Here is a 12,605-nt window from a genome sequence, read left to right on the forward strand (position 1 = left end):
TTTAAAGCATTTGCTTTGCTGATATAACTGTTATCTCTAACACTCTAGTTAAAAAAGAGAACTTTTCTTTCATCATATCGAATTCTGAACCTGACTCAAGGTATTTTGCAGTACCTTCAATCACGAAGCCTGTTCCCTGGTAATCTTTATAACCCAAAACTTCTTTACTACCCAAAGCGATCTTTACTTTATTATTTTGATTTACATTTTTTTCTGTTCTACGCATTGCATATGCAGGAATTAAAATTCTTTCATCAGATGTTACCTCTAAATATGAGTTCCAAGTATTAACCACATGCGGTTCATCTATCCCCCATGACACTATTGAAACTACACCTTCCTTTTTTAGTACATCAAAAAACTTTTCTGTAAGCATTTGTATATTTCCCCCTAAAAATTTAATTAACAATACAAATCTTAATAAGGTATAAAATATATCGCCGATATGCATTGTCTATCTTTAATATATATTGACTTTATAAAAAAGTCAATATATATTAAAGATAGTTATTATCTACTATTGGATTATTATATCGACAAAATAATTAAATTTGTGGGAACTTTATTATTTAGGAGGTAGATTGTTTTGCAATTTTCCATAGGAGTAGAGTATGCATTACATTGTTTATTGTATATGGTAGATATTCCATCAGGAAAGACTGTTGGAATTAAAGATTTAGCGACATTTCAGGGAGTTTCAGAAACTTATTTATCAAAAGTATATACAAAATTAAGGAAAGCCGGGATTGTGAAGTCAATTTCAGGTGTTAATGGAGGATATGAGTTAGCACGTATTCCAGAAAGCATAACCTTTTGGAATATAGTTGAAGCAATAGAAGGGACAACTCCATTATTTCAATGTGCAGAGATTAGACAAAATGAAATATTGTTAGATAAAAATAATTTACCTGATACATATACTAAATGTCCTTGCTTGATAAAAGTTGTAATGGTAGAAGCAGAAGACCAGATGAGACAGTATTTGAACAATAAGACTTTAGGATGGCTTTATGAACAAGTTAGTAACAAGATTCCTGAAGAGCATGGAAAAGCAACGATTGAATGGTTCAATAATACTAAATCGCGATAAAATTTAAGAAGCATAAAATTGCCACATCAAATGAGAAAGTTGTTGAAATATTGGTAAGAGTAACTGAACGCATTTCTTATGCGTGACGAATTAGTAGGATTTAGCGAATCAGGAAAATCATTTTTTTATGAAGGAGAAGTATCTATGGATTTTAATGAATTATATAATATAGCAAAGGATACATTGAATCCACGTGAACTTTCAAAGAGTTCGTATGCGGGTTCAGTTGCTGCTGCATTGTTAACGGATAAAGGAAACTTATATAAAGGTGTTTGTATTGATACCCCATGCTCTATGGGTTTTTGCGCAGAACATGCAGCAATTGCGGCTATGATTACGGCTGGAGAAAATAGAATTGCAAAATTAGTAGCAGTTAGTTCGAGCGATGGTATTGTTCCACCTTGTGGAAGATGTAGAGAATTCATCAACCAAATACATGAAGAAAATAGGCTTTGTGAAGTTATGCTTAAAGACAAAGTGGTTAAAATTGATGATTTACTTCCATACAGGTGGAAGTAGAGTACATTTCTTAGATAAAAATGGATCTAAGAAACGAATAGAATACTTGTTTAAGGAATTGGGTTTTGAAGAAGTCACTATAAATGGAAATATTTTTACGATGGAGGGGAATTTGGTTGAACATGTTGAGAAACTCTAGAGGCTTCTTTCTTGTCGCGTTGCTGCTTATTGCTATTGCGATGGGTTGTAGTAGCACTCCAAGTTCAAGCTCGCCGGGTGAGATAAGCAATAACTTTAAGTTAGCTATTGAAAAGAGAGCGGTTGAAAAAAGCATTGCCAATAGTTATAATGCAACGATTGATTATGATTTGAATTTTGTACAGTTAACTGGGACTTATAAAGGTATTGATGCTATAAACAAATATTACGATTTAAAAGAAAAAACGGATTTTTTCGGTAAAGAATATAACGATTATTTCAACATTCCTAATTCGCAAAATAATTTTTATCTTAAAGCTGATTATCGTGTAGAAGTTCAAGTCGGAGATATTCTTTCTATATCAGGTGACGGTAACTCCTGGGCAGGAGGGGTTTCTAATCCGACACTTTATGGCGATGTATTCGACTTGAACACTGGAGAAAAGCTTACTCTGGCTGATGTTTTTAATATTAGAACTGATGAATACTTAAACCTGATATTTGGTGAGGTAGCTAAAAGTATTAACAAAGAAAAAGCTGAAGGAAATAATAGATATACATTCGATGATGCTTACAGTAAAGACGGCCAAGCTACAATTAAGAAGGAGTTCAAACCTGAAAATTTTTACCTAACAGATAAGTCCCTTGTCATTTTTTACCCCAAATACTCATTGGGGGCTGGTGCTGCCGGAACATTTAAGTTCGAAATACCACTAGATTTAATAAAGGACAAATTAAAAATAGCAACATCAAAAATACGATTGTTCTGAGAGTTGTAGATATTTTATAATACAACCTCTGCAATAATATACTATATGCCTTAAATTTTAAGATGTATAATTCATGAAAATACTTTCAAAGGAGTTTACTTCATGAATATTACATCTTTTTTAATATACTGCTTTATTGTTACATTTACACCTGGGCCTACAAATATAGTTATATTATCCACAGCGCATAACTTCGGGACAAAAAAGGCAATGGAATACTCATATGGAGCAACGATTGCATTTGGTTTATTACTTGGTCTTTCCGCTATGTTGAATACTGTACTTATAGCAGTAATACCAAAGATTTTAATTGTTATGCAGATCATCGGAAGCTCCTATATACTCTATCTTGCATATCAAATATACAAAATGGATGTCTCAGAGTCGGCTGAGATACAACCCGCTACTTTTGTTTCTGGCTTCCTCATGCAGTTTGTAAATCCAAAAGTCGTACTGTTCACAATGACAGTAATTCCAAGCTTTGTTATGCCATACTATACTGCTCCGCCAGCACTTGCAGTATTTGCAACAGTTATAACAATTATTGGATTTTGCGCATTTGTTACATGGGTTCTCTTCGGTGTACTATTCAAGGAATTTTTGAAGAAATATCAAAAGACTGTTAATATAGTAATGGCATTATTTTTAGTTTATTCTGCGATACTGGCATCTGGGGTAGTTGAGCTAATTAAGAGGTGATTCATATGGATACATTTATATATAAAAAATCTACGGGTGTTACTGTGTTGTCAGCAAGCTTTGCTGATTTTAAATATAAAAAGCACTCTCACAAGGAGTATGCCTTAGGTGTAACACTGCGAGGTATTCAGCAGTATAACTTAGACGGTAATTTTCAATCATCCTATCAAAATGGTGTTATGCTTTTTAATCCGGAACAGCCGCATGACGGTATGGCACATGATAAGACAGGTATTGATTATGTCATGGTATATATTGAGCCGAAACTGTTTTTAGAGATTCTTGAAAAGAAGGATATAGTCCGCTTCTCTTCTCCAATTGTGTATAATTACAGGCTTCAACAAAGAATTCTAAACCTTTCTTGTGCAATATTAGGTGGAAAAGCTGAAGCATTGTGCAGTGAATTACTTTTATCTCTTGCCGATAGCTTTACCCAGCCCAATCTTCTTGTGAGTTACAGGAAGGATAATGATCTAACCAGAAAAGCAAAGGATATGATTCATTGCAGCCTGGAAAATGTACTAAGGCTTGATGACATTTGTAGAGAACTTGATATTTCAAAATTTCAGTTCATCAGAATGTTTAAAGCAAGTACTGGAATTTCGCCATATCAATATTTTCTAAACTGCAAGATAGAACTTGCAAAGCAGTTAATAGAAAAATACAAAGATGTTTATTCGGCAGTAGCAGAATGCGGGTTTGTCGATTTAACACATTTAAATAAGCATTTTAAAAGTATATATGGAATAACAGCCTTTGAATATATGTCCTCCCTAACTTAGGGAGGAATAGTGACAAAAGACAATACTCCTTATAATCGGCTTTTTTCATGAAGCGAGCAAGCTATGCAAGTTGTGAAAGATATAAGAAAGGTATGAGCAATATGGCGGAATCAAAAAGTGGTTTTACCCCACAAAATCCTGGTTTTGCAAACCGTGTTCAATCAAGCTTTGCCCAGCAATCGGTAATGAACCTAATCGGTGCGGAACTCGTTAAGGTCCTTCCGGGTGAAGTAGAGATTTTACTTCCGTTTCGTGATAATCTTACCCAACAACACGGTTTCCTGCATGCGGGCATTATAACAACCATCGTTGATAGCGCCTGCGGTTATGCGGCCTTGAGTCTAATGCCTGCCGACGCTTCGGTCCTGTCAGTTGAATTTAAGGTTAATCTTCTTGCCCCAGCTAAGGGCGAAAGGTTTGTAGCCAGAGGGATGGTAGTCAAGCCGGGGCGGACTATAACTGTTTGCTCAGGAGAAGTTTTTGCTCTTGGTTCAGAAGAGCTCAAATTGGTTGCCACAATGACAGGAACGATGATGACGCTTCAAGGTCGTCCTGGAGTCACCGAAGGTTAAGCACTTTAAAACTCGGTGTGATAAGTAGTGAGAGAGGAAATAAAAGGATGAATAGTGAGATTAGAAGTAAATTAGCTGTTTGTGGATTGGATTGTACAAGATGCGCGGACTATGAACATGGCGAGATCAAGAGCTTAAGTGCGAGACTGGCATATCTGCTTAGAGGTTATGAACGCGTGGCAAGTCTGAAGTCGGTAAATAACCCCCTCTTCAATGAATATCCTATATTTCTCGAATATCTACAGCACTTTGCTCAAGGAACTTGTGGTGGTTGCCGGAGTGATAATTTACGGTGCCCTATCGAATGCCATGCCAAAACTTGTCATCGACAACTTGGTGTGGATTTTTGTTTTGAATGCAACGAGTATCCATGCGACAAACAATTTGAAGGCAAGACCAGAGAAAGATGGCTGGAGCGAAACAATCGAATGAAGGAAATAGGCGTTGAGAATTATTATCTGGAACAAAGTAAATTACCTAGATATTAACAGCAAGTCTATTGGGAGTGTTATTTAAATAAATACCGCTGAAAGATACCCCTTTCAATGGTATTTATTTTCTTCGTATTATCCATAGCGAATTATCCGAAGTTAGGGGACGAAAAAAGAACTCCTAAAGGAGCTTAAGTATGTTAGAACGTATACCTTGGATGATCCGATTTCCCTAACTTTGGATAATTCAGATAGCACGAAACCGCGATGATTAGTAAAGACTTCTATGGGGATTGAATTCCTAATCTCTTGGTAATTTTAAGGACTTTGATTTAAAACATTACACAATATGTATCTTAAACTTTCAAATATACTGATTTTAGACATAGCTTTCCCCTCCCCATAAAAGGGCAATTTATTAAACACATGCAGTTCAGATACTAGCAGGGGGAGATTTGCCTAGACTCATACACTGTCTAGGTTTTTCTGATCCGCAGTTAGGGCACTTAGTCAAATCTTTTCCTATGAGTTTCTGGATAAGTTGGAGGGTTGAAGACTTCTCCCTCATTAATAAAGGCGTATGGGTAAGTTGTTTACAAAGCTTGAACTTAGTGGTCTTGTTGCGATTGCCAAGCAGACCATAGTGTCTAATTTTCATAAAGCCACTAGGCAAGATATGAATAAGAAATCTGCGAATAAACTCTTCAGAGGAAAGAGTCATCACCTTTTGTTTGCTGTCGTCTTTGTAGTCCCGCCATTTGAAGGAAACCGTATCTTTTTTAATATTGATGATACGTTAATTTGATATAGCCACCCGGTGAGTATAGCGGCCCAGATATTCAATGCATTTATCTCTCAAATCATTGCAGGCATCAAAAAGGGCCTGGATTTCCTCTTTGGTAAAGATATCGGGGAATTTACGTTGTTTGCGGTGGCGGGGGATTTGCTTTAGGTTCAACTTAGTATTTAATGTTACACCATACAAAAAGCGGAGAGCACTATTGTAGGTATTTACGGATGCGGAAACTAGCTTTTTTTCTGTGGCGAGATAGTGGAGAAACTGTCTAATATCCTCTTCGCCCAGCTCGGTCGCAGGTTTATCGTAGTGGTTCTGGTAACTCTTAACTCTAGAATAGTATTCATCCTGGGTATTCTTGCTTAATCCTCTCAGTTCTACATCGAAATTCAGCTTGGCTAAAACCTCTTCTTTTGTCATAAAACAAAAACATCTCCTTTAAAATGAATTCGCTAACATTTTACAAGAGATGTGAAAAGGAAGTAATAGCTTCAGTGATATTCGGTTAAACGGCGAAGGGCATACTACGGAAACCACCGCGCAGCGGTTTAGTGCTATTCTTAGTATGCGCACTTACGGTCTTACTGAGGGGTAAAGGGACAGTCGTCCGTGGCGGCTTCTGGTTTCGTTGGGCGTATGATTCGGCATAGCAGATAGGTTGGCAAACATAGGGCTTAATTAATAGTCACAGGAGGACAATGATGCCTGATTTCTACTCAAATTTCCAAGAGTTACAGTTGCATGAACAAGAAGGCCAGGATTATCGGATAAACTTAAGTCGTCATTGGCATCAAGTCTTGATCATAGCCCCACACGGTGGAAAAATTGAATCATATACCTCTCAAATTTACGAAGTGGATAGCAGCCGATGATTTTGCCTGGTATTCTTTTGAAGGACGAAGAAGTCGTGATGCTTATCGATCTATAGAGAAACAATTTATTGTTTTCTAATATTTGTATTTATGGCAGGTGTATTTAGGGAATTTGATAGAATTCTAGACGAGAGTAATTTAAGGTATCGCTAACCCCTCAATTGCATGCTAAAATCCACGCTTTCATGCGTGGATTGTTGGGGGATGGCTTTGAAATTATTTTGTCTATAACCTCGAAGTTGGAAGCAAGAGGAAATTTAGGTTATAATATTGTCTGTGTTAAAATATCAACTATAATATAATCTCACAACATTTTTTATGGGATATTAAGAGTACCTAGAACCAGATATCGTCCGAGAATCACGAATATTCACTACCTTTCCCTGATAAGAGTCGCCGCAATCTGCGGGCTGACTGCAAAAACTGTTTCGATTTGTGCTGTGTCGCACTATGAATTTCTTATTTGAATGGCACGTAAATTGCGTTATGCAAACGCAAGATGGTTATGGCCTTCACAATAATCAGCTCCTACCAGGGGGGCAGCTATATGCATGCGTTAATGGTTAATTACCTGTTCAGGGATCGATGAATAGCAGTGGAAAGAATGAAAATTAGGAGGATTTAATGGAAATTAAACAAGTAAAGGGAAATACATTTTGTATTGATACAGGAATGTCATATATACCCTTTTATAAAATCAATCACGAAGAAATTATTATGCTGGATTCCGGATGGGCAGCAGGGGAAAGAGAAGGAATAGATAATCTTCTAGAGATAGACAATCTTAAGGTAGCTGGTATAATTTGTAGTCATGCTCATATAGACCATATAGGGAACAATGCTCACTTAAAGGAAAAATATAATTCCGTTATCGCAATGTCAGACTATGAATCTAGTTTTTGTAGTTCAACAGTTAATCTTAAAGTTTATTACAATAGTCAAACACTATCCGAGGTTACAAAGCATTTAGGGCATATGGTTTGCGAAACAGATATTATGATTTATGATCATCAAGATAGAATATACGTATGCGGTATTAATTTTAAAATAATTCATACTCCGGGACATAGTCCTGCGCATATTTGCATTGTTACTCCTGATGATGTAGCGTATTTAGGAGATGCACTTATAAGCTATGAAGTTATGGCAGGTGCAAAAATGCCCTATGCCTATATACTGAGTGAAGATTTAAAAAGTAAACAAAAACTTTATAACTTAAAATGCAGTAAATATATAGTGGCACACAAAGGGATTTATGATAATGATATTACAAAACTTATAACTGATAATATGAGTTTTTATAAAGACAGGGCAGCAAGAGTATATACGGTTATCAATGGTGCAATGACAATGGAAGAAATTATGAGGGCAGTGATTAAAGAATTTAACATAAATATCCGAAGTATATACAGGTATGCGGTAATTGAAAGAATGTTAAGGTCATACGTTGAATATTTAAATGAAACAGGAGCTATTAAGTTAAATGTGGAGGATGGGTTTCTTAAATATACAAAAAGTGAATGAATAATAAGAAAATGGAATCAGCTAAGACCTGACTAAGAAGATGATTTCTGTATTTCAACAGGAGTCATCTTCTTAAATCCCCACCGATACTTGTATTATTATAGAGGTCATATACTGATCTTTTTTTTTCTGCTGTTTACCCATTCAGTGAGAAAAGTTATCGTAATATGGTTGACAAATGAAAGAGAGTCGAATATATTAAAGTAGTGATACCCTTCCAGGGTATAAGGGGTACGCAGTTCTGAAGGTAGATATTGTAGGGTGTCAAGAGGAGAATGGCGATTACAGCGCTTACTTGATCTAGGGAAATTATAAAAGGTTATTGCATGTTAGGAATTGTTCTCTTTTTCACAAGATCTTAGACTAAAGCCTAGAGATACTGCGCATTATAAGCAGTGAATTTGAACAAAGAAATGTAATCTTAAAAATAAATGAGGAGGATTAGTCATGAGTAAAAAGGTATTAATTGTAGGCGGTGTAGCAGGTGGAGCTTCAGCAGCAGCAAGACTTAGAAGACTCGATGAAAGTGCTGAGATAATTATGTTTGAAAGGGATGAGTACATCTCCTTCGCAAATTGTGGTTTGCCTTATTACATTGGAGAAATGATTAAGGAAAGGGAAAAACTATTAGTACAAACACCCGAAAGCATGAAGAGTAGATTTAATATAGATGTAAGAATTAATAGTGAAGTTATTGGTATCGATACTTTTAAAAAGGTAGCAACAGTACGAAGTAAAGTTAAGGGTATTTATGAAGAATCCTATGATTATATTGTTTTATCCCCGGGAGCAAGAGCCATTAAACCAACTATTCAAGGTATAAACAGTGCGAGGATATTTACTTTAAGAAATATACCGGATACTGATCAGATTAAAGCCTATGTGGACAAAAAAGGAATTAATAGTGCCGTAGTAATTGGTGGTGGCTTTGTTGGAGTAGAAATGGCTGAGAATTTAAAGGATAGAGGCCTTGAAGTTACTTTAGTAGAAGCAGCACCTCATTTAATGGCCCCCTTTGATACTGATATGGTATTATCGGTTGAAAAAGAAATCTCTGACAATGGCGTTGGAATAATTTTAAATGATGGCGTGAAAGCGTTTAAGGATCTGGATAAGAATGTTGAAATAACTTTAAATAGTGGCACAAAAATAAATGCAGATCTCGTGATATTAGCCATAGGGGTCATTCCAGATACTGTATTTTTAAAAGATAGCGGAATATTACTTGGAGCCAAAGGTCATATTGTAGTCAATGAAAAAATGGAAACAAATGCTACCAATGTCTTTGCAGTAGGAGATGCGATTGAAGTTGTTGATTTTGTAAACAAGCAAAATTCAGCAATTCCCTTAGCTGGACCTGCCAATAAACAAGGTAGAATTGCGGCGGATAATATAGCAGGCTTAAATAAGTCTTATAAGGGTACTCAGGGAACTTCAATTATTAAGGTTTTTGGATTAACAGCAGCAAGTACTGGTAATAATGAAAGAACTTTAAATAGATTGAATATACCCCATAAAGTTATTACTATTCATCCAGCTTCGCATGCATCTTATTACCCCGGATCTTTTGCAATGACCTTAAAGCTTATTTTTAATGAGGCCGGTAAAATATTAGGGGCCCAAGGCGTAGGCTATGCTGGTGTGGACAAGAGAATTGACGTGATAGCGACGGTCATTAGACTAGGTGGAACAGTCACTGATTTAACTGAGTTGGAGCTTTGCTACGCACCGCCTTTTTCTTCAGCTAAGGATCCGGTCAATATGGCAGGTTACGTTGCGGAAAATGTTTTAGCTGGAAGGGTGGATGTTATTACAGCAGAGGAACTTTTGGCTTATGATAAAGGAAACAAGTTATTATTAGATGTGCGTACTGAAGATGAATTCAACAATGGGCATCTTGAGGGAGCCGTGAATATACCCGTAGACAGCCTAAGAGATAGAGTAGGAGAGCTTGATAAGAGTAAAGAAATCCTTGAATATTGCCAAATCGGACTAAGAGGATATGTGGCTTCTAGAATTTTAACTCAAAAAGGTTTCAAGGTTAAAAATATAGATGGAGGATATAAATGTGCTTCAATGTTAAACTTTAAGCCAAATAGAGTTGATAATTCGGATAACACAAAAAGGCAGATAATCGATCCTGATACTCAAGTTGTTAAGGGCGAAGTTGGAAAAGGCGTTAACGATTATGATAAAAGCCTTGATGCTTGTGGATTATGTTGTCCAGGGCCACTGATTCAAGTTAAAGCGTCAATAGATCAACTAAATGAGGGTCAAATTCTTAAAGTTACTGCTTCTGATCCCGGGTTTTATGAAGATATTAAGGCATGGTGTTCTAAAACAAATAATGAGCTAGTTGATATAACAAGGAATAAAGGGATGATCCAGGCCCTTATTAAAAAAGGTAACAAATTCAAGGTACTAAATAATTCATTTCAATCAGATATAATGTTGAAAGATAAAAAAACAATGGTGGTATTTAGTGGAGATTTAGATAAAGCACTTGCTTCCTTTATAATTGCCAATGGTGCAGTAGCCATGGGTAAAAAGGTTACGATGTTCTTTACCTTTTGGGGGCTTAATATTTTGAGAAAACCGGAGAAAGTACCCGTTAAAAAGGACTTAATAGGTTCAGCGCTTGGCTTCATAATGCCAAGGGGAAGTAAGAAGCTTAAGCTTTCTACAATGAACATGATGGGCATGGGAGGAGAAATGATAAGAAGGGTTATGAAAAATAAAAATATTAGCTCATTAGAGGATTTAATTAAATTAGCAATGGATAGTGGTGTGGAAGTAGTTGCATGTTCAATGACCATGGATCTTATGGGTTTAAAGCAGGAAGAACTTATTGATGGTATTAAAATTGGTGGAGTTGGCTATTATTTAGGTGAAGCCGAAGAATCAAATGTAAATTTGTTTATTTAGGCCAGCGTCATCTTGAATGTCATGTTAGGTTGCCACTGGGCCTCAGCTTATAATAGCCGGTATTTCACGTTTATTGGATTGTGTTTTATGAATAAGGAATTGGAATAGCCAGTTGGCGTGATTTGGGTGCGGGTTTCGAATTTTAAGCATCTGAACAAGAGTTCTATGCTTAAAAAGGGTTCACTAACGAACCTGGACGTTGCCCTGAGTGCGTGCAGCTAAAAAAGCACAAACCAGAAACCAAGGCGGCGGTGGCTATGGCCGTCAAGAACGCCAAATGTTCCCAGCTATTTGCGCTATTTTTGGAAAAGATACGATGGTTCCTTTCCAACTGTCTGGTGAAAAGCCTGTCTATCGCGAGTGTTTTTACCCCGCGAACGTAGCAACTGGAAAATCGTTAATTGTAGAAACCTTCCTTGGCTTAAGAGCCTGGGAGGGTTTTTTATTGTTAGCAGGGAGGAAAGTATAACTTTTGAACGCGCAAACAGTAAAAGGCCCAAGAACGCTTATCTATATAAAGAACGAGAGAATCCGCAAATGCGGGTTCTCTCGTTCTTTACATGTCAACACGTACAAGCTGGTTTCAAATATGTGAGAGAAACGGAGACCGCCCCACAGGGTACAAGGAATGGATCGTTGTAAACTCGCAGCTACTAAATAAAACTAAGAATATCAAGCCAAGGACTTCGTTTTATAGAGCATTATTTAGTTCACAATGCCGTAATATTAAGTAAACTAATAGTATAGTATATTTCTTGACAAGTGAACTTAAATAATATAATTTGTTCTTAGGTAAACTTATAGTGTAGTGAAACATATTGATTATAATATTAGGAGGCGGGTATGGGAACAACCGAAAGAAAAGAAAAAGAAAAAAACATTAGGCGTGAAGATATTATTAATGCTGCTGAAAAAATCTTCTTCCTAAAAGGTTATGAATCATCCACTATGGATGAGGTTGCAAAGATCGCTGAATATACTAAAAAAACCTTATATTCCTATTTTCAAAGCAAAGAACAACTCTTGCAAGCAATTATTTTTAGAGCCTATTGGACATTAAACAAGATAATCAATACGGAATTAAGCGACAAAATTAATTTAACCGGACTTGCTAAGCTGAAGTTACTGGGAGAAACGTTTATTCAATTCACGAGCCGTTATCCGAAATACTTTGAAACTTTAGTTTTGTATAACAGCGCTAACAGTGAGCTTTCGGCAGACGACGAATTTAGAAAAGCAAGCGACAATGAGGGCGAAATAACGCTAGCCTATCTTGTGAACGTTATAAAAGAAGGGGTAAGCGATAACAGCATCAGAAGCGATATTCATATCCAGAAGACAGCCTTTGTTCTCTACGCAAATATTATAGGCATTTCAAGCTTGGTGCTAAATAAAGAAGGTTATCTAATGGAACAACATCTATCCGCCAAAAAACTAATCCAAGAGATGTTTAATCTTATCGAGCGTTCTATTGAAAAATAAAATGT

12 protein-coding genes and 3 pseudogenes are annotated in these 12,605 nt (G+C 36.4%); 12 read left to right on the forward strand and 3 right to left on the reverse strand.

The window, feature by feature from the left end; all coding sequences use genetic code 11:
• Position 1: 1 nt before the first annotated feature.
• Complete coding sequence (locus E4K67_RS24000) at positions 2–376, reverse strand: pyridoxamine 5'-phosphate oxidase family protein (protein WP_135551398.1); 375 nt, start codon at positions 374–376, stop codon at positions 2–4.
• 210 nt (positions 377–586) lie between these two features.
• Here E4K67_RS24000 and E4K67_RS24005 point away from each other — a divergent pair, with 210 nt between their 5' ends.
• The 7 genes from E4K67_RS24005 to E4K67_RS24035 all read left to right on the forward strand — a co-directional run bounded on the left by E4K67_RS24005 (position 587) and on the right by E4K67_RS24035 (position 5,058).
• Positions 587–1,090: an RrF2 family transcriptional regulator gene (locus E4K67_RS24005; protein WP_135551400.1), complete on the forward strand. Its 504-nt coding sequence runs from the start codon at positions 587–589 to the stop codon at positions 1,088–1,090.
• Positions 1,091–1,234: 144 nt separating this feature from the next.
• Entirely contained in the window at positions 1,235–1,609 is a 375-nt protein-coding gene (locus tag E4K67_RS24010) for a cytidine deaminase family protein (RefSeq protein WP_135551551.1), read from the forward strand.
• A 122-nt stretch (positions 1,610–1,731) separates the two neighbouring features.
• Positions 1,732–2,517 (forward strand): RsiV family protein, encoded by a 786-nt coding sequence (locus E4K67_RS24015; RefSeq protein ID WP_243454608.1) that lies wholly within the window; start codon positions 1,732–1,734, stop codon positions 2,515–2,517.
• Between the two features lie 102 nt (positions 2,518–2,619).
• Entirely contained in the window at positions 2,620–3,216 is a 597-nt protein-coding gene (locus tag E4K67_RS24020; RefSeq protein ID WP_135551402.1) for a LysE family translocator, read from the forward strand.
• Between the two features lie 5 nt (positions 3,217–3,221).
• Entirely contained in the window at positions 3,222–3,998 is a 777-nt protein-coding gene (locus tag E4K67_RS24025) for an AraC family transcriptional regulator (RefSeq protein WP_135551404.1), read from the forward strand.
• Positions 3,999–4,099: 101 nt separating this feature from the next.
• Positions 4,100–4,570 (forward strand): PaaI family thioesterase, encoded by a 471-nt coding sequence (locus E4K67_RS24030; RefSeq protein WP_135551553.1) that lies wholly within the window; start codon positions 4,100–4,102, stop codon positions 4,568–4,570.
• 47 nt (positions 4,571–4,617) lie between these two features.
• Entirely contained in the window at positions 4,618–5,058 is a 441-nt protein-coding gene (locus E4K67_RS24035) for a DUF3795 domain-containing protein (RefSeq protein ID WP_135551406.1), read from the forward strand.
• A 376-nt stretch (positions 5,059–5,434) separates the two neighbouring features.
• On the opposite strand, the pseudogene E4K67_RS30810 reads toward E4K67_RS24035, so the two are convergent.
• Together E4K67_RS30810 and E4K67_RS31645 are read right to left on the reverse strand one after the other, a co-directional pair.
• Positions 5,435–5,986, reverse strand: a pseudogene (locus tag E4K67_RS30810) (IS91 family transposase).
• Positions 5,969–6,217, reverse strand: a pseudogene (locus tag E4K67_RS31645) (phage integrase N-terminal SAM-like domain-containing protein); the annotation flags it as partial. The pseudogenes E4K67_RS30810 and E4K67_RS31645, both read right to left, overlap by 18 nt.
• A gap of 281 nt (positions 6,218–6,498) precedes the next feature.
• On the opposite strand from E4K67_RS31645, the gene E4K67_RS24045 reads away from it, so the two are divergent.
• The 5 genes and pseudogenes from E4K67_RS24045 to E4K67_RS24065 all read left to right on the forward strand — a co-directional run bounded on the left by E4K67_RS24045 (position 6,499) and on the right by E4K67_RS24065 (position 12,600).
• Positions 6,499–6,669: a poly-gamma-glutamate hydrolase family protein gene (locus tag E4K67_RS24045; RefSeq protein ID WP_243454601.1), complete on the forward strand. Its 171-nt coding sequence runs from the start codon at positions 6,499–6,501 to the stop codon at positions 6,667–6,669.
• A 624-nt stretch (positions 6,670–7,293) separates the two neighbouring features.
• Complete coding sequence (locus E4K67_RS24050) at positions 7,294–8,193, forward strand: MBL fold metallo-hydrolase (protein ID WP_135551408.1); 900 nt, start codon at positions 7,294–7,296, stop codon at positions 8,191–8,193.
• 447 nt (positions 8,194–8,640) lie between these two features.
• A complete protein-coding gene (locus E4K67_RS24055; protein WP_135551410.1) occupies positions 8,641–11,118 on the forward strand; it encodes a DsrE/DsrF/DrsH-like family protein in 2,478 nt (825 codons plus the stop codon).
• Between the two features lie 98 nt (positions 11,119–11,216).
• Positions 11,217–11,508, forward strand: a pseudogene (locus tag E4K67_RS30815) (zinc-ribbon domain containing protein); the annotation flags it as partial.
• Positions 11,509–11,961: 453 nt separating this feature from the next.
• A complete protein-coding gene (locus E4K67_RS24065; RefSeq protein ID WP_135551412.1) occupies positions 11,962–12,600 on the forward strand; it encodes a TetR/AcrR family transcriptional regulator in 639 nt (212 codons plus the stop codon).
• The last annotated feature ends 5 nt before the right edge of the window (positions 12,601–12,605 follow it).

The sequence above is a fragment of the Desulfosporosinus fructosivorans genome, from assembly GCF_004766045.1.
GTDB lineage: Bacteria > Bacillota > Desulfitobacteriia > Desulfitobacteriales > Desulfitobacteriaceae > Desulfosporosinus > Desulfosporosinus fructosivorans.

Coding starts and splice junctions, on each gene's coding strand:
- E4K67_RS24020 (WP_135551402.1), top strand. CDS start 2,620: ATGAATATTACATCTTTTTTAATATACTGCTTTATTGTTACATTTACA.
- E4K67_RS24035 (WP_135551406.1), top strand. CDS start 4,618: ATGAATAGTGAGATTAGAAGTAAATTAGCTGTTTGTGGATTGGATTGT.
- E4K67_RS24015 (WP_243454608.1), top strand. CDS start 1,732: ATGTTGAGAAACTCTAGAGGCTTCTTTCTTGTCGCGTTGCTGCTTATT.
- E4K67_RS24065 (WP_135551412.1), top strand. CDS start 11,962: ATGGGAACAACCGAAAGAAAAGAAAAAGAAAAAAACATTAGGCGTGAA.
- E4K67_RS24010 (WP_135551551.1), top strand. CDS start 1,235: ATGGATTTTAATGAATTATATAATATAGCAAAGGATACATTGAATCCA.
- E4K67_RS24045 (WP_243454601.1), top strand. CDS start 6,499: ATGCCTGATTTCTACTCAAATTTCCAAGAGTTACAGTTGCATGAACAA.
- E4K67_RS24055 (WP_135551410.1), top strand. CDS start 8,641: ATGAGTAAAAAGGTATTAATTGTAGGCGGTGTAGCAGGTGGAGCTTCA.
- E4K67_RS24030 (WP_135551553.1), top strand. CDS start 4,100: ATGGCGGAATCAAAAAGTGGTTTTACCCCACAAAATCCTGGTTTTGCA.
- E4K67_RS24000 (WP_135551398.1), bottom strand. CDS start 376: ATGCTTACAGAAAAGTTTTTTGATGTACTAAAAAAGGAAGGTGTAGTT.
- E4K67_RS24025 (WP_135551404.1), top strand. CDS start 3,222: ATGGATACATTTATATATAAAAAATCTACGGGTGTTACTGTGTTGTCA.
- E4K67_RS24050 (WP_135551408.1), top strand. CDS start 7,294: ATGGAAATTAAACAAGTAAAGGGAAATACATTTTGTATTGATACAGGA.